The sequence below is a fragment of the Rhizobium sp. P2_G2 genome (genome assembly GCF_056403555.1).
Genome location: NZ_JBFUFF010000021.1, coordinates 74,894 through 96,065, shown reverse-complemented (window position 1 = coordinate 96,065; position 21,172 = coordinate 74,894). Strand labels below are relative to the sequence as shown.

Sequence of the window (21,172 nt, the reverse complement as noted above, 5' to 3'; positions counted from 1 at the left end):
ATTTATTGAATATCCACGTGAATGGCTCGCTCAAGTACACGCATGACTCTTTTTGATACGCACGGTGCAAGGAATAGCGGGCAGGCAGGGTCGCCATGAACGCCGGTTCGGCGCCCGTGCGGTATGGCGCAATACCAAAACCGCTCCCTGCCACCATGCCTTGTTTGGCAAGGAGCGAGCTGGCTGGGCTCAATACCAGTGCCAGCCAAACAATCGTTTATTCAGACCATGTGGTTCATTCTTCAAAATCGCTGGATTTGGGACTTGCGCCTCAAGCATCGAAACTATAAACGGAGCGCCACGGCCGGAGTGTAGCGCAGCCTGGTAGCGCACTTGACTGGGGGTCAAGGGGTCGTGGGTTCAAATCCCGCCACTCCGACCACTATATCCTTGATTTCCCTCACATTTTGCCGATTCTCCAAGGCCGCAACAAGGGCCTTAGGGGAACATAAGGGCACCAAATGCCCCGCAATTGGGGCCAAACGTCCCGAACTGGTCCAAAGTGATGCGCGAATGTTCGCGTCCTGCTGACGAGAATCGGCGCACTTACTTGTCTGTCAGACGGCCGGCCTGCTGTCGGCCAGTAAGAATCGGGATTATCCGCCCTGCGCAAGCCCGCGGTAAACTGCCTCGGTCGCATCCACCATTTTATCGAGCGAATAGTCGGTCTTGCGCGCGAGGGCGGCGGTACGCATGGCTTCGTGGCACTGCGGCCGGGCGATTTCGAGCATCCGCTGCGCCAAGTCTGTAACGTCGTCGTCATTTGCGACGATGAAGCCGTTCCTGCCATCATCCACCACCGTCGAAGCGCCGCCGACATCGGCGAGAATCATCGGCAGGCCGGCGGCGGCCGCTTCCAGCATCACATAGGACATCGCTTCGTAACGGCTCGGCATGACCAGCACATCGAAGGCCTGCATGGCGTCGGGTCCCGGAAGGGCGGAAGTGAGATGGATGCGTTTGGCCAAGCCGCTGCTGCCAATCATGCTCCGCATCTCCGCTTCCAGCGGTCCGAAGCCGATCATCGCCAATTCTGTTTGCGGCAGAGCAGCGCCGATGCGATTGAAGGCGTCAAGCAGCCGCTCCGGCGCTTTCTGTTCGGAGAGGCGGCCGACGAAGCCAAAGACGAACGCATCTGGTCGGATGCCGAGCTGGGCGCGAATCTCCTGACGCTGGCCGATGGGCGGCGCCGAGACGCCGTTGACGACTGTATGCAGTCTGTTGTCCGGAATGCCGAGATATTGCACGGCGTGCTGATATTCGTCACGCGAGACGCAGATCAGCGCATCGGTCAGGTATTTTCCAAACAGGCACTCGATGCCGCCAAAAATCTGGCGGCCGCGGGCGCCTAGCGTCGGATCCATGGTGCGGAAGGCGTGCGGCGTATAAACCCGCGGGATATGTCGGCCGGGCATGCGCATGCGGGTCAGCGCGCCGGCCTTGGAACTATGGCCGTGGATGATGTCGAACGGGCCACCGGTTCTGATGATCTTCCGGATCGCCATCCATGCCCCCGGATCGGAAGGCGAGGGGGACCGCGTCATCGGCACGCAATATATGGCGGCCAGCGGCAATGCTTGAAGTTCTCTAACGAAACGCTCCTCGGCGCGGGTCGGCGAATAGATTGCCGCGACGTGATGCCCGCGTTCGGCCAGCGCCCCGCAAAGATCAAGAAAGTGCCGGCCTGAGCCGCCGCCGCTCGGTTCGAGCACCTGCAGGATTCGCAAGGGAAGATGGGTCATGGGCGAGCCGCAGCGCCGGCGGACCTCTGCCGTTGATATCTGTGCTCCAGCGCCGCGCAGCCCCAGACGATGCCATAGAGCATGAAGTGATGCCGCCAGTGGTCGGTATCGATGACATTGCCGATCAGTTCATGGCCGCAGAGCGTGATCCACGCTGCTACCAGATAGGGCTGCCACGGCCGGTCGCGGAACATGTAGCGGATGCCGAAACCGATCGTGGTCCAGGCAAGCGCGATGTAGGTCGCGAGGCCAAGCCAGCCATAGGTGGTCAGCGATTTCAGCCAGATATTGTGCTCGTCTTCAGGGTAGATGGTGGAGAACACCATCGGCCCGATGCCGAGCGGCTCGCTCATGGCGTTGAGGAAGCCAAGCTTGTGGCGCTCGAACCGGCCGAGCCGGTCGCCGTCATATTCCTGGACAAGCTTGGTGCGCTGCTCGAGCAGGCCGGAGATCGCCGGCGTGTTGAGCGCCACCACAATGCCGACGACGCCAAGGATGACGCCGGAGAGCGACATGACCAGCACTTTCAGGCGGAAGGCGCCGGACCGCTCCTTGATGAACATGATCAGCACCATCATCATCGAGGAGAAGACGAACATCGCCCAGGCGGCGCGCGAGAAGGAGAGCAGCACGCCGAAGGCCAGGATGGCAAGGCAGCCGAGCCGCAGCGGCAGATGTTTGGTGCGGCCGGTCAGGATGCCGTGCAGCAGATAAAGCGACGGCGCTACCAGGAAGGGACCGAACACGTTCGGATCCTGGAACACGCCCATGGCGCGGTCGTAACGGGTGAAGATGGCAAAGCCGGGCAGGGCGTGAAAATAGCCGATAATCCCGCACATGGCGGTGATCACTGCGGCACATGTCCAGGCGTTGAAGATCAGCTTCAGCCTCCGAGGGTCGTCTTCGATGACGGCTGAGTAGAAGACTGAGGAGATCAGCAGGAAGAAGGTGACGGCGAGATACATTGGCCCGTCGCCGATCTCCGCCATTTGCGTCAGCGACAGCATGCCGCCGGTGATGTAGGTCAGCATGAAGGCAAGCAGCAGTCCGGTCGTGCGCGAGATTTTCAGCCCGATGATGAACCAGAAACCGATCAGCCCGGCCATGAACAGTTCATAGGGTGCCGGCTCGTCGATGACGAAACCCGACAGGAACACGCCGAACGCCATCAGCCCGGAGCCGACCAGCCTTGCGGTGGCCTGTCCGGGCTTGAAGGAAACCGTCTCGGCGTGGACGATCGCGCTCAATAGGCATTTTCCGTGTTGAGCAGTCGGAAGGGCGTCAGGAACAGGATCTTCAGATCGAAGAGCAGCGACCAGTTCTCGATATAGTGCAGGTCGAAGGCGGTGCGGTACTTGATCTTCTCGTCGCTGTCGATCTCGCCGCGCCAGCCGTTGATCTGCGCCCAGCCGGTGACTCCAGGCTTGACGCGGTGGCGGGCGAAATAGCCTTCGACGACATCGGCATAGATGCGGTCATGGGTTTGCGCCAGCACCGCATGCGGCCGCGGACCGACGAGCGACAGGTCGCCTCTGAGCACATTGAAGAACTGCGGCAGTTCGTCGATCGAGGACTTGCGCAGGAAGCGTCCGACCGGGGTGACGCGCGGATCGCCTTTGGTGACCGCCCTGGCGGCGGTCGGATCGCTCATGTTCGTATACATGGAGCGGAACTTGAAGACGCTGATGATCTCGTTGTTGAAGCCGTGGCGCTTCTGCTTGAAGATGATCGGCCCCTTGGACGTCGCCTTCACCGCGATGGCCGCACCGAGCATGACCGGCCAGAGCATGGCGATTGCCACCAGGCTGAAGAAGATATCGAAGATACGCTTGGCGACCGAATCCCAATCGTTGATCGGCTTGTCGAACACGTCGAGCATGGCCGTCTTGCCGACATGCGAATAGGCGCGGGGACGAAATTTCAGCTTGCTGGCATGGGCGGCGATGCGGATGTCGACCGGCAGGATCCAGAGCTTGCGCAGCAAGTCGAGGATGCGCTTCTCCGCCGTCATCGGCAGCGAGATGATCAGCATGTCGACGCGCGCCAGCCGCACAAATTCGACCAGTTCCGTCACCGTGCCGAGCTTCGGATAGCCGGCCACCAGTTCCGGCGAGCGGCGGTCGAGACGGTCGTCGAAAATGCCGAGGATGCGGATATCGTTTTCCGGCTGCGCTTCCAGCGAGCGGATCAGTTCCTGCGCCGGCCTGCCGCCGCAGACGATCACAGCGCGGCGTTCGAGCACGCCATTGCGCAGCCAACGCTTCAATGCCCAGGCGAGCAGGTAACGCTGCGCCATGAGATAGCCAAGGCCGGCAATGAACCAGGCGCCAAACCAGAAGCGCGACACGCTCTCGGATGTTTTCAGGAAGAACAGCGTCAGCGCCATCACGGCGAAAGCCATTGCCCAGGCGCCGGCAATGCGGCCGATCACCCGGTATGGCGCCCTGAGAACCGGGATCTGGTAGCAATCGGCGATCTGCAGGAAAAGCACGCTCAGCACCCCGCCGGCGGCGACCACCGGGATGTGCCACAGAAGTGCACTCATATTGTGCAGGTAGAAGAAGTTGACCACGTGGCCGATCAAAAACAGCATCACGAAGTCGAACAGTCTCGCCAGGCCGGTCATCATCGATGGTGAGAATTTCTCGTCGCGATATTGCGCGGCGACCCGTTTGGCGAAATCGTTGAGTTCGATCGTTCCCGGCTTGACACCCGCGGCGGTCTCGTCGGGGCCGATGGTGCGGATCTCCGAAACCTGCTTGCGCAGGCGTTCGATGTCGAGATCGTCGTCTCTTTCAGGCAGCTGACTCATCACACTCTACTCGATACCAATTCGTCTCGGACACTAGGCGAAATGCCCTAAGAAACGCTTACGCAAGGGGAGGTCGGGCGTGCCGAATTGAGAAAAGTCAGGAGTTTCCACAGCGCCTTGGAGGCGGCTTGCTCTAGCCGGCCAACAGCTCCTGGTAGAGGCCTGTGACGCGGCGGGCCATGGTGATGGCGCTGAATGTCTCGTGGAAGCGGTCGCGGTCGGGTATGTTGCGGGCGCGCCAGCCGGAATCGGTGATGCTCTCGGCCATGACGGCTGCCAGCGCGTCGCTGTTGCCGGCCGGCACCAGCGCGCCACTGTCGCGTCCGAGCACTTCCGAGATGCCGCCGACATTGGAAGCGATCACCGCCTTGCCGGCGGCCAGTGATTCCAGCACGATATAGGGCATGGATTCGGCGCGCGACGGCACCACGACCGTGGGTGCGTGGGTGAGAGCCTCGCGGATGTTCATTGCAGGCCGCATGGTAATGCGCCGGCCGAGCCCGCGCACCGTCATCATCTCCAGATACTTTTCCCGCTGCGGGCCGTCGCCGATCATGACGGCCGACAGCGGCCGCTTGAGGATGCGCTCTGTCTTGGCAAAAGCATCGATGAAGATGTCGGGGCCCTTGAGATCGCGCATCATGCCGACATAGAGGAAATCGGCTGCATCCGGCGCTTCCGGCACCGGGACGAAATCCTCCTCGCCGACGCCGTTATAGATGACCTCGTTGCGGATATCGATCTCGCCGACCTTGGCGATATAGGTGTTGCGCTCGAACTCGCAGACGAAGACGATCGCATCCGTCGCCTTTTCCTGCAGCTTTTCGAGCCGGAACACCGTTCGTCCTGCAAATCCCTCGGGGTTGAAATGCAGGCTGCCGCCATGCGGCGAATAGAGGCGGGAAACGCGATACCTGTTAACCCGCAAGGCTGAGCCGGCAAGCCTGGCCAGGGCGCCGCCCTTGGCGCCATGGCCATGCACTATGTCCGGCTGCAAACTTCTGATCTGCTTGTAACTCCTCCAGAAAACCGGGATGTCCCGCGGCGAGATCGCCCGATCGATCGGTATGCGCGTCAGTCCGAGCGCGAGATGGGGCATGATCCCTTCGAACAACCGGTCCTCATGCGCTCCGCCGGTGGAGCTGTCACAGAGGATGCCGACATGATGGCCAGCGCGGCTCTGTTCTTTGGCAAGATCGCGGACATGGCGGAAAATTCCTCCGACGGGAGAGCGGAAACAATGGAGGATCCTGAGCGGCACGGGGTCCTGCATGAAGAACACCTAGAACAGGCGTTCGCGAACGTAGATCGTATCTCCGGCAAGCACGGAACTGGAAATCGACACACGACCGGTCAGGATATTGCCGTTGACCTTGCGGGTCACGTCGGCATTGGCCTGGTTGGCGCGCGCTGTGTAGCCGCCTGCGACGGCAATTGCGTTCTGGATCGTCATGCCAGGAACATAGGTATACTGACCGGGTTGTCCAACCTCGCCCATGACGAAAATCGAGCGGTAGCGGTCGACCTCGATCGACACGTCGGGATCGCGCAGATAGCCCTGGCGCAGCTTGGCTGCAATCTGACCTTCCAGCTCTTGCAGCGTCCGACCGCGCGCTGGCACGGTGCCGATCAGCGGAAAGGCGATATAGCCGGCCTGGTCGACGGAATAGGTGGTCGACAGATCCTTCTGGTCGAAGACGGTGACGCGCAGCCGATCGCCCGAGTCGACGCGGTAGGGCTGGATCGTTGCTTCCTCGAATGCCTTCGGTGGCGGCCGATAGGACGTGCAGGACGCAACGAAGGCCGACGCCACGACGAGGGCGATCGAAAGTCCGTGCCGGATCGAGAACGACGCTCTGGCGGCGGTCTGCATTCGAAGGAACTCCTGCCGGTGTTGCATTGCGGCATGGTCCGGCGTTTACCGTTTCGGTCCATGCTTCATGCTGCTGTTATCGAACCATTAGGGTTAACAGCTGGTAAAACCGGTGATCGAATTGAGGAATTTCAGCCGATAAATTTGATCGACGTCATTCGGCCCGCCGGGTTAACGCTTCGCTTACCGACTTTGTTTATCTTTGCGCCCGAAGGTTTTGTGGAGTTCGGGCATGTCGACGACGAGGCAAAGTAGCGTAGACGCGGATATTGACCTGGCTGGCCTGTTCCGGGCGATCTGGCGGCGCCGATTGCTGGTGCTGGCAACGACCGTTACCTTTGCCGGCCTTGCCATAGCCGGCACCAGCGTCGTCGCGCCGCAATATCAGAGCGAAGCGCGTATCCTGATCGAGACGCGTGACCCCGATCTCGCCCGCCGACCAACCGATCCGCAGGGGGCGGACCCAACACTCGACGATGCGGGCGTCACGTCGCAGGTGGCGCTGCTGCAATCCGCCGACCTGATCCGCCAGGTGGCCCGCGATTTCAAGCTCGGCGAGCGCCCGGAATTCGATCCGGCCGCCAATCCGTCGATCGTCACGCGCGTCCTGGTGACCGCGCATCTGATGAAGAACCCGCTGGACGTCGAGCCCGAAGACCGCGTCATCCAGGAGTTCATCCAGAAGCTGCAAGTCTATCAGGTCGATAAATCGCGCGTCATCGCCATCCAGTTCTCGTCGCGCGATCCGAAGCTGGCGGCGGCGATACCCAATGCCATCGCCAAGGTCTATCTGTCGCTGCAATCCGGCGCCAAGCTCGACGTGACCAACGAGACGGCCAAATGGCTGGAGCCCGAAATCGCCAATCTGCGTGAAAAGGTGCGCGACGCCGAAGCCAAGGTGGCGCAGTATCGCGCGTCGTCGGATCTCTTCCAGACCGGCCAGCAGAACACCATCTCGCAGCAGCAGTTGACCGATATTTCGCAAGCGCTCGCCAATGTCCGCGCCGACCGTGCCAGTGCCGAGGCGAGGGCGGAGTCCGTGCGCCAGGCGCTCTCTTCCGGCAATGTCGACACGCTCAACGAAGTTGTCGGCTCGCAGATGATCCAGCGTCTGAAGGAGACGCAGTCGAGCATCGAAGGCCAGATCGCCGATCTCTCGACCAAACTGCTCGACGGCCATCCACAGATGAAGGGCCTGCGCTCGCAGCTTGCCGGTATCAAGCAGCAGATCCGCACCGAGACTCAGAAAATCCTCGCCAGCCTGGAAAGTGACGCCAATGTTGCCCGCCTGCGTGAAAAGCAGCTTGTCGGGCAGCTTAATTCGATCAAAGCCGACACGGCCAGTACCGATGAAAAGCAGGTGGGCCTGAACGCGCTTGAGCGTGAGGCGACGGCCCAGCGGCAGTTGCTTGAAACCTACTTGTCGCGCTATCGCGAGGCGATCTCGCAGAAGGACATGAACGCCACGCCGGCCGATGCTCGCGTCGTCTCCTCTGCCGTCGTGCCGACCCGGCCCTTTTTCCCGAAAACCATTCCGATTGTCGTCGTTGCCTCGGTCGCCGGTTTCGTGCTGAGTTCGGTCTTCATCCTGCTGTCGGAACTGTTCTCCGGCCGCGCCGTGCGGCCCGTGGAATATGATGAGGATGAGGACGATGATCAGGCTGAGACTGTCGAGGCACCCGCCGTCGTTCACCAGCCGGTGATCACGACGAAATCAACGGCTGCAGCTGCTATGAAGCCGAAAGCGGCAGTCGCTCGCGACCATGCCGCCCAGCCGGGTGACGCTGCTGCGGTGAGCCTGCTGTCCATGAACGATGGTGAAACCGATCGCATGGCTGCGGCGGCCGACCAAGATCTCGTTTATGTCGAAGCAGACGAGGAATTCTCCATCGCCTCCGTTGGCCGCCACCTGATCGACAATGGCATCAATGTGGCGATCGGCGTGTCTCTGATTGGTGACAATGGCTCCGCAGCCTCCGTCGCACTGGCGCGCATGATCGCCGGCGAGGGCGCCCGCGTGATCCTGCTGGACATGACCGGCTCAGCTTTGCCGACGCGGCAGATGTCGGAACGTGGCAACCTGCCTGGCATTACCAACCTGCTCGCTGGCGAAGCCGCCTTTGCCGACACGATCCACGCCGACCGCCTGTCGGAAGCTCATATCCTGCCGCAGGGCACCGCCGACGCCCGCCGCGCCATGCGCGCCGCCGATCGCCTCGCCATGATCCTCGATGCGCTGGCCCGCGCCTATGATCTCGTGCTGATCGAATGCGGCGACACCGACGTCACCGGCGTCAGCCGCCTGGCCCGCAAGGGCAACGCCGAAATCATCCTCTCCGCAGCCGGAGCGCCGATCGAAGAAATCGAAACGATCGCCGGCAGCTTTATCGAAGCGGGCTATGAGGATGTGGTCCTGATGCTCGGCAGTGCTCCGGCAAACCCGCCGAGCACGGGCCGCAAGGCGGCGTGAGAACGGCTTAGCTCCTGTAGCGTCAGCTCTCGGCTGATGTTATCCTGATTAAAAGAAAACATGTCTTATCAGAGCTTGACGATGTCGGAGCCGGTCGTTCTTCAAAAGCTGGTATCGAAGCGTGCCGCGAAACATCTGATCGATTTTCGTCGCGATGTTGAGCGATCTTTTTCAGGGCGGGTTCGCGATGTCGTCCTCTTTGGTTCGCGCGCCCGCGGTGAGGCTAAACATTCGTCGGACTATGATGTCGCAGTGGTGCTTGACGGAAGCGATGGGCGGCAGGCCGATCGTGCGCTTTCCGATCTTGCTTACCCGCATATCGTCGCCGGCGTTCACATTCGCCCAGTCTCGGTCTCGGCGAGCTCCATGGATAAGCCGAACCTTCCCGCCCTTTCTCAACACATCAAGCGAGATGGCGTTGTGATACCGCGATGAAGAAAAGCAAGAAGGTGATGTTGCATCCGCCGAAGGACAAGAAAGTCAACCGTCCACGGTCGCTACCAACTGAACGCTCAGCGAAGAAATACAGCTCACCAGGGCTGCACAGGAATTGCGCAAAGCAGTGACGCATCTGCAGGAAGCGAGAACTCAGGCGGCAAATGGCGGAACTCCACATGCCTGCGTTCATTCAGCCTACTATGCCATGCACCATGGCGCTCGGGCAGTGCTGTTTAAGGCCGGCGGCGTTGGCAAAACCAAAGACGTGCCGGCAAGCCACGAGCATGTGATAGAGCACTTCGGTAAGCTGCTCGTCAATGAAGCGGACGCGACCGGTGATCTCGGACGTATGCTAAACCGGGCACGCGGCGAGCGCGTTAGGTCTGATTACGGCCTTGATGACGATGTGACAGAAGAGGAGGCGAAAGAGGCTGCGGCGAATGCTGCCTATTTCGTCGATGGGTGCATAAAACGCTGGGATTTGAAATCGCTTCTAAAGTAGCGACTTCAATCCTCGTCCTTCATCGGTGCCGCCTCACTCTGGCCCTGCACCCGTGTCCTGAGCCTCTGCACGAAGGAATAGACCGCCGGATTCTGCTTGATCATCGTCTTGAGTTTGGTGGCCATCTCTTCCTTGATTGCCGCCAGCCGGCCGAGCGATGTCACCGGCATGGTGACATTGACCTGCACCGTCTCCTCGCTGCACCAGGAACTCTTGAACGCCATGGCGCCGATGCCGAAGTCGAACAGGCCGACATTTTCCTGGTTGTACTGCTCGATCATCAGGTGGAAGAGCAGTTCGCCGGGGCTGGCCTCGATCGCCGGACCCGTGCCGATCGAACAGAACTGAACGATGATGTGGTCGCCCTTGCGCGACAGGCCGGCCACGGCCGGGATCTCGCCGGGAAATTCGCCGCCGGTCATGCGGATCGCATGCATCCTGAGCGGAAAGCCGGTCGCCGTATGCGGCATTCCCACTGCGGCATGCAGGAATTTTCGCGTTTTCGGACAGGCAAATGTGTTGGGCAGGCCGAACTCAGCCAACCGCGCCGCCTTTTGGGTGAAGAACAGATCGAGCAGTTCGTGCCTGTCGGCATCGCTCTCGGCGACGATATGCTCATAGCCGCCCAGTGCTTCGAGTCGGCGATGGCTGACGCTGTACTTCTTGCGCCGGCGCTTGGCGTTGAGCTGCGCCAATGTCTCGACGAAGGTCGCCTTCAGCGGCAGCTGGAAGGAACGGTTCTGGTTCTCGACATGCTGCAGCATCGAGAAGGGCAGCACCCGGCTGCGCCAGATGCTAGGCATGTTGTTGAGGATGATGATATCCGCGCCCTTCACATTGTCGCGGATTTCGGCTGAGAAGGCCGCCATCAGTTCCGGCGTCGCAGCGTCAAGGAAAGCGGAAGAGAGAAGCCCGGTATTGACGTTGGCATGGTGCGCGCCGATGAATTCCGCCGTCGTGAACAGCCGGCCGCGGATGATTTCGAGCGGTAGGATGAAGGCGAGCCTGCCGTCGATGCGGCCCTCGACGATCTGCAGCGGCCGCTGGTGCGCATCGACCCAGGCTCGGCACCAGTCGAAACCCTGGTGCAGCGAATTGATATTGTCTTCGGCGAGYGCGCGCCATTCGGCCTCGACCGACTCCATGCGCCGATGCACGGCAACCGAGATCGGGCCGGCGAGCGTCTGAAGCTCCGATGTGCCGACAGCGAGGCCGGGCATAGGGGTGTCGTCGTAGAAATCCACGTCCTTCAATTTCATTTGCCCTGCAGGCACGGCAAAATGCTCCCCTCACGAATTTTTGATCGCGAGAGTTCTAACGCCAAATCCACCGACAAAGAATTAAATGGACCGCCAATGCCTCGGTTTTTGGAAGCAATTGGTTAATGGCAGCTTATTTACCGTCGCTCTTCGGCGCGGGCTTGTGCATCCACTTGATGATCCACATGGCCGGCAGCACCCAGAGCAGGCCGGTGGCAAAGAAATACAGCAGATGAACGGTCCAGTGCGCCCGCCCGAGCGTGGCGGAGGCGACGACGGTGGCCAGAAGCGCGTAGACGAGCACCAGGATGATGATCATCACCGTGCCGATCAGTTTGCGGAGCTTGTCGGGCATAATGTCTCACTGCGTGCGTTTAGGCCTTGCCATGACGGGGTCGCTGTTGCAGAGCTTCGGCAAAAGGATGAGGRCCATGACCGACAGCGCAATAAACCTCGAACCCCGGCTTTTCAAGGAAATTGAACGGATCGATCGCAATCGGTTCGCCATCCGCATCTGGCTGGTCGCCGTGCTGCTGTCGGTCGCTGCTGCGGTCGTGGTCGGCGGCGCCACACGGCTCACCAATTCCGGCCTGTCGATCACCGAATGGAAGCCCATCCATGGCGTCATCCCACCGCTCAGCGCCGCCGACTGGGACGAAGAGTTCAAGCTCTATCAGAAGATCCCGCAATATGCCGAACTCAACAAGGGCATGAGGGTCGATCAGTTCAAGCACATCTTCTGGTGGGAATGGGCGCACCGGCTGCTCGCGCGCACGATTGTCGGCGTGGTCTACGCGGTGCCGTTCGCCTTTTTCTTGTTGACCGGTCGGTTGGAGCGCCGGCTGCGCTTGCCGCTGTTCGGCATTCTCTGTCTTGGCGGCCTGCAGGGCGTCATCGGCTGGCTGATGGTATCGTCCGGGCTCAGCACGCGCGTCGATGTCAGCCAGTACTGGCTCGCGGCCCATCTCGTCGTCGCCTGTTTGATCTTTGCTGCTACCGCCTGGGTCTGGCGGGCGTTGGCACCGCATACCGGCTGGCCGCTTCGGAGCCGTGCCGCCAATGTGCTTGCCGGTGTGATCGTGCTCTTCGTCTTCATCCAGATCTATCTCGGGGCGCTGGTGGCGGGCCTCGACGCGGCGCTCTCCTACAACACCTGGCCGATGATGGATGGTTCTTTCATCCCCTCGGGGCTCAACTGGCATGCACCCTTCGATGACGGCAAAACAGCGCAGTTCCTGCACCGCATGAATGCCTATGTGCTGCTGACGCTGGCGCTGATCCAATGGCTCTGGCTTGCGCTGCGCCACGGCGGCACAACGCATGCCAATCGCGGCATGGTCTTCTTCGCGCTCGTCTGCCTGCAGGCGGTGCTCGGCATCACGACGCTTATCCTCTCCGGCGTCACCACCGAGGCCGATCCAGTCGCCCATATCCCGATCGGCTGGGCGCTCGCCCATCAGGCCTGCGCGGTGCTGGTGCTGGGATTTRCCGTCGCGCATTGGCGCGGCCTGACCGGCGAATATCCCAAGCCGACTGGGCTCGCTATGGGACGCTGAGCTGTATCGCTCAGAGCTTCTTCATCGTGAAGATGTGGTTGTTGAGCCCGAAGAGCAGCGTGTTCGCATCGAGAAGATGCAGGCCGATTTCAGAGCAGCCCTGGTAAAGGGTCGGCACCGGCTCGGCAGCGAAGCCGAGCTGTTTGGCGAGTTTCTTCGCCTTGTCCTCGTCATAGGCCGCCGCCGCGTCTTTGGGATCCTGGGCGAGACCGCCTTCGAACAGATCGGCGAACGGCAGGGTCTCTACCGTTATCTCCGTCTTGCCGCAGCCAAGCAAGTCTGGGCCCTTGATCGAATCCTTGGTGATTGTCACCACCTTGCCGTCGTAACGCTGCTCGTCGTCGGTGACCATCGGATGCGCCGGATCTTCCCAGGGGGCAGAGGCGGCGCCTGTGATCTTCCATTTGCCGGCAAAGGGAAAATCGTCGGCATGGGCGAGGGCGGTCGAAGCGGCCAGCAGGACGAGGGCGGCGAGGGGGCGGATTGACATTCACTTCTCCGGATCGGGAACCCGGCTCTGGTTCGGGCATGATTATGACGGGCGAGAGGCCTGACTTAGAGGCTCCTGTGCCGAATTAATGTCGATATGGCTGTCCGGTCAAGGAAAAATGCCGACGCACCTGTCGGCTGCGCCGGTTGCGCACTGTCTGTCGAGTGTTGCCAGCAAAACATGCTTCCCCGAAAGCGGTGACCGGTTTCGAGGAAGCATGCGCTATAAAGCAAATGGCTAAAGCGATGGCAGCGAATCCCAGGGATCGCGCGCCTTAATTGGGTTTGCCGCCGGAGGTTTCCCGCATGGAGGCGAAATCCACCTCGGGCAGGAAGCCGGTCTGGCGGTTGGAATTGGCGGCAAGTCCGGGGACCCGCCACAAAAGCCCGCTGCCGACAACCGGGTTGACCAGTTCTTCATCGATCGCCAGCACGCTCGACCGGATGCCGAACATCTGGTGATGGCGCTCGAGCGCCGCCCGCGTCGCGCCGATATAGACCGGCACCACCGGCACGTCGTTGATCACCTGGGGTGTGTTGAGCGTTTCGACCTTGTAGCCGGTTTCCAGCATCCAGGTCACCAGCTTGGGATGGGTTTCGACGATCATGCCCTTGATGCCGGAGACCAGGCAGAATTCCAGCACGCCGGTGATCAGCACATGCGAGGCCTGGACGTCGCCGAATTTGGCGGCCCGGTCGTCGGAAATACAGCGTGTCCACTCGTAGATGTTGTCAGCTCTCGGCCAGTCGTTGCCTTCCATAATTTCCGGATACACGTCGGAGAGAAGGTGTGGACGCGAGGTGCGGAGCAGCCTTGTATAGCCGACAATGTCATCGCCACTTGTCACCGCAAGGTGAATGGCGTCGTCGGTGTCAAAGCGGTCCATTTCCCGGCCGTCGTCAGAACGAAGCTCTTTCCATCCGAGCCGTTCCACAAATTGCTTATGACGGAAACGCCAGACTTTTTCCATCAGTTCCGGGTAGTCATCGACATTTTGGGCAGTCAGAACATTCATCATGGCGCAAAACCCCCTAAAAAGGCAGGGGATTTCTTCCACGAAATAGAAAATCGATTCTATAGGTAATTTTGCCCTGTTGACAGTCTAGCGAATAAGGCCTGCGCGTATTGTCTCAGCAACGAGTTGGGTGCGGTTGGTTGTGTTCATCTTTCGTTGAGCATTTTCGAGAATGTGGGACACTGTCCGTTCCGAAATTCCGAGTATGGTGGATATTTCCCAGGCGGTTTTACCTTCTGAGCACCAGGATATACATTCTTTTTCACGCGGCGTGAGGTTAACACTTCGTTGCATCAGAGCGTTTTTTCCACCCGTTTTGATTTCTTTCAGCTTGTTATGCGCGTAGATAGATATCATATGCAGCGCGCCGCGGGCCTCTTTCGAGAGGTCGACGCGATCTGTGGCGTAAGTTACGATTGCACGAAAACCGCGAATGGAATGAATTGGCACACTGAATCCATCGACGAATCCGAAATCGATGGCTTCGCGCATGAACTCCATGCCTTTGCGGTCGACGTTAACTTTCCGTAACTCCTCTGACCATACAAACGCATTGTCCGACAAAAGGGTTCGCTGAATAACCGGATCGATGCGAACATAACTTTTTTCGAGATATCTATGCGACCATTCCTCCGGCCAGCCGTCCATCAGAATATAGGGGTCGATCTTCTCATGCGGTTCGGGAATGCCGGAGACAGCGAAGGAATTGAGGCCGAAAAAACTCGTTACCTTGCTGAGTTGGGCGAACGCTTCCTGTTCGGAAGCGATGCCTTCCAGCGTTTCGACAAAATCGAACATTAGATTGGCTATAGCAGAGCGCATGCTGTCCCGTCCCCGACTGACGATTGGCAATCGCGTTCGTTATACCACATCGATTGCCAGTTTAGAATACGACAGCCGGTTGAGCAAACAGCTCCGGCCGACATGGGAAACGTGTTGTTACCAACTTGCGCCGAAATGCACCGTCCTTCGGACAGGTATGACAGCCCGTTTCAACCGGTAGAATGTCTCAGGATCGCAATCGCGCGCGCTTCAAGCGCTGAGCATCAGGTCCATGTTCTGCACAGCGGCACCGGAGGCGCCCTTGCCGAGATTGTCGAGCAGCGCCACGAGATTGATATGCTCGCCGCCCGGCTGGCCGAAGACGTAGAGTTTCATCGTGTCCTGGCCAGCAAGCTCGACTGCGTTGACGCGCGGCAGCTTGGCCGAAACATCGAGACGGACGACTTCGACGATGTCCTGGCCGGCATAGTGGTCGGCAAGCGCGGCATGCACGCTCTCTAGCGCAGCACCAGCGGCAAGTGTGTCGACATGCAGCGGCACCTGCACGATCATGCCCTGGGCAAAGCGGCCGACCGACGGGGAGAAGACGGGGGAGTGCCTGAGCAGCCCATGCACCTTCATTTCCGGCACATGCTTGTGCTTGAGCGAGAGGCCATAGAGAAAATGCGGCGCATCGATGTGATCCGCATTGTTCTCGTCTTCCATCTGCGCGATCAGCTGCTTGCCGCCGCCGGTATAGCCGGAAACGGCATTGACGGTGACCGGATGGTCCTCGGTCAGGATACCCGCCATGCGCAGCGGCCGCACCAGACCGATGGCGCCCGTTGGATAGCAGCCGGGATTGGCGACATAGCGCGCCGAGGCGATCTTCCCGCCCTGCGCCGAGTCCATCTCGGCAAAGCCATAGGCCCAGTCGGGATGGATGCGAAACGCCGTCGATGTGTCGATGATCCGCACATTGTTGTTGGCGGCGGTCATCTCGACGGCCTGCTTCGATGCCTCGTCGGGCAGGCAGAGGATGGCGATGTCGGCGGTGTTGAGCAGATCTTCGCGCATCTGCGGATTGCGGCGTTCGGCCTCGGGGATGGACAGAAGCTCGACATCGGCGCGGTCGGCCATGCGGCTGCGGATCTGCAGCCCGGTCGTTCCATGTTCGCCATCGATGAAGATCTTCGGTTTCATATCCATCATCCCTCATAAGAGCTGGGTTGACGCCGCATATACTGTTGGCATGAACCTATTGCAACAAAGCCACTGAAATATCGCCTCAGAGGCCCTTGGCATGGCGCTCGGCGCGCAGGCCAAGCATATACATCGCCACACTGGCGCCGGCGATCGCAGTGATATTCGCATGGTCGTAAGGCGGCGAAACTTCCACCACATCGGCGCCCTTGATGTCGAGATGGCCGAGCCGCTGCAGCACGGAGAGTATTTTCGAGCTCGACGGCCCGCCCGCGACCGGCGTACCGGTGCCCGGCGCAAAAGCCGGATCGAGGCAATCGATATCGAAGGTGAGGTAACACGGCCGGTCGCCGACCCGCGCATCGATCGCCTCGACGATCTGGCGCGTGGTCATCTCCTCGACCTCGTGGCCGTAGACGATCTTGAGACCGCAATCATCAGGCGCGTGGGTGCGGATACCAATCTGAATCGAGTGCGCGGTGTCGATCACCCCGTCGCGCGCCGCGCGCCCGACAAACGAACCATGGTCGATGCGCCGTTCCTCGTCGAACCAGGTGTCCTGGTGCGCGTCGAACTGGATCATCGGCAGCGGCCCGTATTTCGCTGCGTGCGCCTTCAACAGCGGCCAGGTGATATAGTGGTCGCCACCCATGGTGAACAGGAAGGCGCCAGATTTGATGATCTTCGCTGCTTCCTTCTCGATCAATCCTGGCGTCTTGTGGTGGTTGCCATAATCGAGCAGGCAATCGCCATAGTCGATGACAGCCATATCGGCGAAGAGATCGCGGTCGAACGGATATTGCGGATCATTGTCGAAAATCGTCGATGCTTCGCGAATGGCGCGCGGCCCGAAGCGGGTGCCCGGCCGGTGCGAGACGGCGGCATCGAATGGTATGCCCCAGACCACGGCATCGACGCCGTTGAGGTTCTTGGTATATTTTCGCCGCATGAAGGAAAGCGCGCCCGCATAGGTCGGATCGGTCGCCGCACCCTTGATGGATTTTGCGGTAAAAGCATTGTCGATGGTCTTCTGCGGCATGATGATCTGATTTCCCCCGAGTCTTCTCAGCAGGGTGTAAGGGGTTTGGCCAGTTGCGTCAAAGGACAAGGGGATCTCGTTGTCRCAAGCCGATACCGCAACGAAATCGTAAAAGCAGCGTGCTGTCGGGGCGGAGTGAACTGTCGGGTCCAATCAGGGAGGACGAGATCGAATATTGCCAATCCCTCCAAAATCGTATAATCATATAACGATATCTTTATGTGATTGGGTGCTGCATGTCATCTCTCGACCATCTTTTCGATGCGATTGAAGCAAGACGTACCGACGCCCGGGCGGCCCTCATGGCTCTGACGCGCGAGCGCATCCTTGTACTTGACGGCGCAATGGGCACGCAGATTCAGGGACTGGGTTTTGATGAGGTGCGTTTCCGCGGCGAACGGTTCGGTGTCTGCGCCTGCCATCAGCAGGGCAATAACGACCTGCTCATTCTCACCCAGCCCGCAGCCATCGAGGAAATCCATTTCCAATATGCCATTGCCGGCGCCGATATCGTCGAGACCAATACCTTCTCGTCGACCTCGATTGCTCAGGCCGACTACGGCATGCAAGACATGGTCTATGAGCTCAACCGCGACGGCGCGCGGCTGGCGAGACGTGCAGTGCGCCGTGCGGAGGCAATTGACGGCAAGCCCCGTTTCGTCGCCGGCGCGCTCGGCCCGACCAACCGCACGGCGTCGATCTCGCCCGATGTCAACAATCCCGGCTATCGCGCGGTGACCTTCGACGATCTCCGGACCGCCTATGGCGAGCAGTTGCGTGGCCTGATCGACGGCGGCGCCGACCTGATCCTGATCGAGACGATTTTCGACACGCTGAACGCCAAGGCCGCGATCTTTGCCTGTTTCGAGATTTTCAAGGAGAAGGGCGTCGACCTGCCGGTGATGATCTCGGGCACCATCACCGATCTCTCCGGCCGCACGCTCTCCGGCCAGACACCGGCGGCCTTCTGGCACTCGGTGCGGCATGCGAAGCCCTTCACCATCGGCCTCAATTGCGCGCTTGGAGCCAGCGCAATGCGGCCGCATCTCGCCGAGCTTGCCGATGCCGCCGACACGCTGATCTGCGCCTATCCGAATGCCGGTCTGCCGAATGCTTTCGGCCAATATGACGAAAGCCCGGAATTCATGGCCGCACAACTGGAGGAATTCGCGMGCGATGGCCTCGTCAACATCGTCGGCGGCTGCTGCGGCTCGACGCCGGATCATATCCGCGCCATTACCTCGGCGGTGGCGAAATACCCACCACGGCCCATCCCCGAACAGCCGAAGCTGATGAAACTCTCCGGCCTGGAGCCGTTTACGCGGACCAGGGACATCCCGTTCGTCAACGTGGGCGAGCGGACCAACGTCACGGGGTCCGCCAAGTTCCGCAAGCTGATCACATCGGGCGATTATGCGGCGGCGCTCGACATCGCCCGCGATCAGGTCGCCAACGGCGCGCAGGTGATCGACGTCAATATGGACGAGGGCCTGATCGATTCGAAACAGGCGATGGTCGAATACCTCAACCTCATCGCCGCAGAGCCGGACATTGCCCGTGTGCCCGTGATGATCGACAGTTCCAAATGGGAGGTGATCGAGGCAGGCCTCAAATGCGTGCAGGGCAAGCCGCTGGTCAATTCGATTTCGATGAAGGAGGGCGAGGAAGCCTTCCTGGATCACGCCAAGCTCGTTCGTGCTTATGGCGCCGCGGTCGTCGTCATGGCCTTCGACGAGGTCGGGCAGGCCGACACACATGCCCGCAAGGTGGACATCTGTACCCGCGCTTACAAACTGCTGACTGAACAGGCCGGTTTCCCGCCGGAGGACATCATCTTCGATCCGAACATCTTCGCGGTCGCCACGGGCATCGAAGAACACAACAACTACGGTGTCGATTTCATCAACGCGACACGGGACATCACCGCGACATTGCCGCATGTGCACATCTCGGGCGGCGTCTCCAACCTGTCGTTCTCCTTCCGCGGCAACGAGCCGGTGCGCGAGGCGATGCACGCGGTGTTTCTCTATCACGCCATCCAGGCCGGCATGGACATGGGCATCGTCAATGCGGGCCAGCTTGCCCTCTATGACCAGATCGATGCCGAATTGCGCGATGCCTGCGAAGATGTCGTCCTCAATCGCCGCGCCGACGCCACCGAGCGCATGCTGGAGATGGCAGAGCGTTTCAAAGGCGCGGGCGCCAAGGAGGCCAGGGAAAAGGATCTCAAATGGCGTGACTGGCCGGTTGAGAAGCGACTGGAACATGCCTTGGTCAACGGCATCAACGAATTCATTGAAGCGGACACCGAGGAGGCACGGCAGAGGGCGGAACGCCCGCTGCATGTCATCGAGGGGCCGCTGATGGCCGGCATGAACGTCGTCGGCGACCTGTTCGGCGCAGGAAAAATGTTCCTGCCGCAGGTCGTGAAGTCGGCGCGCGTGATGAAGCAGGCGGTTGCGGTACTCTTGCCCTACATGGAAGCCGAGAAGGCCGCCAATGGCGGCGGGGAACGCCGCGCGGCCGGCAAGATCCTGATGGCCACGGTGAAGGGCGATGTCCATGATATCGGCAAGAACATTGTCGGCGTCGTGCTCGCCTGCAACAATTACGAGATCATCGATCTCGGCGTCATGGTGCCAGCGACGAAAATCCTCGAAACGGCAAAGGCGGAGGATGTCGATATCATCGGCTTATCCGGCCTGATCACGCCATCGCTCGATGAGATGGTGCATGTCGCCTCGGAAATGGAGCGGCAGGGTTTTGACATTCCGCTGCTGATCGGCGGCGCGACGACGAGCCGCGTCCACACGGCGGTGAAAATCCATCCGCGCTACGAGGCGGGCCAGGCGGTCTATGTCACCGATGCCTCGCGCGCGGTCGGCGTTGTCGGCAGCCTGCTGAGCGCCGATATGAAGCAGGGCTATGTTGACGCCATCCGCGCCGAATACCGCAAAGTGGCGGACCAGCACGCCAGGGCGGAGGCTGCCAAGCAACGTGTCAGCCTGGCCGCTGCCCGCGCCAACGCCCACAAGATCGACTGGGCGAACGACCAGCCGCCAATGCCCACATTTCTCGGCCGACGCGTGTTCGACACCTGGGACCTCGCCGAACTCGCCCGCTATATCGACTGGACACCGTTCTTCCAGACCTGGGAGTTGAAAGGCCGCTATCCGCAAATCCTCGAGGACGAGAAGCAGGGTGCGTCGGCGCGGCAATTGTTCGACGATGCGCAGGCGATGCTGCAGAAGATCATCGAGGAGAAGTGGTTCGCACCCAAAGCAGTGATCGGCTTCTGGCCCGCCAACGCGGTCGGTGATGACATTCGCCTGTTCACCGATGAAAGTCGCAGTCAGGAACTCGACATCTTCTTCACGCTGCGCCAGCAGCTGACCAAACGTGACGGCAAGGCCAATGTGGCGCTCTCGGATTTCGTTGCCCCGCTCTCGTCCGGCAAGCCGGACTATGTCGGCGGCTTCGTCGTCACCGCCGGTATTGAGGAAGTGGCGATCGCTGAACGATTCGAGCGGGCCAATGACGATTATTCTTCGATTCTCGTCAAGGCTCTGGCAGATCGTTTCGCCGAGGCCTTCGCCGAGCGCATGCACGAAGTCGTGCGTAAGGAATTCTGGGCCTATGCGATGGATGAAGAGTTCGCGCCGGATGAATTGATCGGTGAACCCTACCAGGGCATTCGCCCCGCGCCGGGTTACCCGGCGCAGCCCGACCATACGGAAAAGGCGACGCTTTTCCGCTTGTTGGATGCAGAAAACACGGCTGGGGTGAGCCTCACGGAAAGCTATGCGATGTGGCCGGGATCATCGGTCTCCGGCATCTATCTCAGCCATCCGGAAAGCTATTATTTTGGTGTCGCCAAGGTGGAGCGCGACCAGGTCGAAGACTATGCGGCGCGCAAGGGCATGGCTGTCGCAGAGGTCGAGCGCTGGCTCGGGCCGGTGCTGAATTACATTCCGGAACCGACGGCAGAAGCAGCGGAATAAAGCCTCCAGA

The 21,172-nt window shown here is 60.4% G+C and carries 18 protein-coding genes and 1 tRNA gene; 6 read left to right on the top strand and 13 right to left on the bottom strand.

Annotated elements, in window-relative coordinates:
* On the bottom strand, positions 1-193 hold a 193-nt coding region (locus AC1D06_RS17385), incomplete at its 3' end, for a hypothetical protein (protein WP_477987172.1).
* 112 nt (positions 194-305) lie between these two features.
* Between AC1D06_RS17385 and AC1D06_RS17380 the strand changes: the two genes are divergently transcribed.
* Positions 306-382 (top strand) — tRNA-Pro (locus AC1D06_RS17380).
* Between the two features lie 214 nt (positions 383-596).
* Here the strand turns inward: AC1D06_RS17380 and AC1D06_RS17375 are convergent.
* The 5 genes from AC1D06_RS17375 to AC1D06_RS17355 form a co-directional block, all read right to left on the bottom strand.
* The gene (locus tag AC1D06_RS17375; RefSeq protein WP_477987171.1) at positions 597-1,742 is read right to left on the bottom strand and encodes a glycosyltransferase family 4 protein; all 1,146 of its coding nucleotides are present in this window, start codon (positions 1,740-1,742) and stop codon (positions 597-599) included.
* Positions 1,739-2,989 (bottom strand): O-antigen ligase family protein, encoded by a 1,251-nt coding sequence (locus tag AC1D06_RS17370; protein ID WP_477987170.1) that lies wholly within the window; start codon positions 2,987-2,989, stop codon positions 1,739-1,741. Before AC1D06_RS17370 ends, AC1D06_RS17375 begins: the two co-directional genes overlap by 4 nt.
* Positions 2,986-4,554 carry an undecaprenyl-phosphate glucose phosphotransferase gene (locus AC1D06_RS17365; RefSeq protein WP_477877998.1) on the bottom strand — a complete coding sequence of 523 codons (1,569 nt, stop codon included), beginning with the start codon at positions 4,552-4,554 and terminating at the stop codon, positions 2,986-2,988. The genes AC1D06_RS17370 and AC1D06_RS17365 overlap by 4 nt, the downstream gene beginning before the upstream one ends.
* A 133-nt stretch (positions 4,555-4,687) precedes the next feature.
* Positions 4,688-5,827 carry a glycosyltransferase family 4 protein gene (locus tag AC1D06_RS17360; RefSeq protein WP_477877999.1) on the bottom strand — a complete coding sequence of 380 codons (1,140 nt, stop codon included), beginning with the start codon at positions 5,825-5,827 and terminating at the stop codon, positions 4,688-4,690.
* A gap of 9 nt (positions 5,828-5,836) precedes the next feature.
* Positions 5,837-6,427 carry a polysaccharide biosynthesis/export family protein gene (locus tag AC1D06_RS17355; protein WP_477878000.1) on the bottom strand — a complete coding sequence of 197 codons (591 nt, stop codon included), beginning with the start codon at positions 6,425-6,427 and terminating at the stop codon, positions 5,837-5,839.
* 232 nt (positions 6,428-6,659) lie between these two features.
* On the opposite strand from AC1D06_RS17355, the gene AC1D06_RS17350 reads away from it, so the two are divergent.
* The 3 genes from AC1D06_RS17350 to AC1D06_RS17340 all read left to right on the top strand — a co-directional run bounded on the left by AC1D06_RS17350 (position 6,660) and on the right by AC1D06_RS17340 (position 9,837).
* Positions 6,660-8,897: a GumC family protein gene (locus AC1D06_RS17350; RefSeq protein WP_477987169.1), complete on the top strand. Its 2,238-nt coding sequence runs from the start codon at positions 6,660-6,662 to the stop codon at positions 8,895-8,897.
* Between the two features lie 60 nt (positions 8,898-8,957).
* Entirely contained in the window at positions 8,958-9,332 is a 375-nt protein-coding gene (locus AC1D06_RS17345; protein WP_477878002.1) for a nucleotidyltransferase family protein, read from the top strand.
* A 127-nt stretch (positions 9,333-9,459) separates the two neighbouring features.
* Positions 9,460-9,837 carry a HEPN domain-containing protein gene (locus AC1D06_RS17340; RefSeq protein ID WP_477987168.1) on the top strand — a complete coding sequence of 126 codons (378 nt, stop codon included), beginning with the start codon at positions 9,460-9,462 and terminating at the stop codon, positions 9,835-9,837.
* Positions 9,838-9,842: 5 nt separating this feature from the next.
* On the opposite strand, the gene AC1D06_RS17335 is transcribed toward AC1D06_RS17340, so the two are convergent.
* Positions 9,843-11,096, bottom strand: a complete 1,254-nt coding sequence (locus AC1D06_RS17335) for a GNAT family N-acetyltransferase (protein ID WP_477987167.1) — start codon at positions 11,094-11,096, stop codon at positions 9,843-9,845.
* A gap of 133 nt (positions 11,097-11,229) precedes the next feature.
* Complete coding sequence (locus tag AC1D06_RS17330; RefSeq protein ID WP_477679433.1) at positions 11,230-11,451, bottom strand: DUF2842 domain-containing protein; 222 nt, start codon at positions 11,449-11,451, stop codon at positions 11,230-11,232.
* 76 nt (positions 11,452-11,527) lie between these two features.
* Here AC1D06_RS17330 and AC1D06_RS17325 point away from each other — a divergent pair, with 76 nt between their 5' ends.
* Complete coding sequence (locus tag AC1D06_RS17325) at positions 11,528-12,652, top strand: COX15/CtaA family protein (protein ID WP_477987166.1); 1,125 nt, start codon at positions 11,528-11,530, stop codon at positions 12,650-12,652.
* Positions 12,653-12,662: 10 nt separating this feature from the next.
* On the opposite strand, the gene AC1D06_RS17320 is transcribed toward AC1D06_RS17325, so the two are convergent.
* The 5 genes from AC1D06_RS17320 to speB form a co-directional block, all read right to left on the bottom strand.
* Entirely contained in the window at positions 12,663-13,142 is a 480-nt protein-coding gene (locus AC1D06_RS17320; protein WP_477878006.1) for a hypothetical protein, read from the bottom strand.
* Positions 13,143-13,416: 274 nt separating this feature from the next.
* Positions 13,417-14,160, bottom strand: coding sequence for an acyl-homoserine-lactone synthase (locus AC1D06_RS17315; RefSeq protein WP_477878007.1), 744 nt, complete (start codon positions 14,158-14,160; stop codon positions 13,417-13,419).
* 84 nt (positions 14,161-14,244) lie between these two features.
* A complete protein-coding gene (locus tag AC1D06_RS17310; RefSeq protein ID WP_477987165.1) occupies positions 14,245-14,979 on the bottom strand; it encodes a LuxR family transcriptional regulator in 735 nt (244 codons plus the stop codon).
* A 210-nt stretch (positions 14,980-15,189) separates the two neighbouring features.
* Positions 15,190-16,122, bottom strand: a complete 933-nt coding sequence (gene argC / locus AC1D06_RS17305) for an N-acetyl-gamma-glutamyl-phosphate reductase (RefSeq protein ID WP_477987164.1) — start codon at positions 16,120-16,122, stop codon at positions 15,190-15,192.
* An 85-nt stretch (positions 16,123-16,207) separates the two neighbouring features.
* The gene (gene speB, locus AC1D06_RS17300) at positions 16,208-17,161 is read right to left on the bottom strand and encodes an agmatinase (protein WP_477987163.1); all 954 of its coding nucleotides are present in this window, start codon (positions 17,159-17,161) and stop codon (positions 16,208-16,210) included.
* 236 nt (positions 17,162-17,397) lie between these two features.
* On the opposite strand from speB, the gene metH reads away from it, so the two are divergent.
* Positions 17,398-21,162: a methionine synthase gene (gene metH / locus AC1D06_RS17295; protein WP_477987162.1), complete on the top strand. Its 3,765-nt coding sequence runs from the start codon at positions 17,398-17,400 to the stop codon at positions 21,160-21,162.
* Positions 21,163-21,172 lie beyond the last annotated feature (10 nt).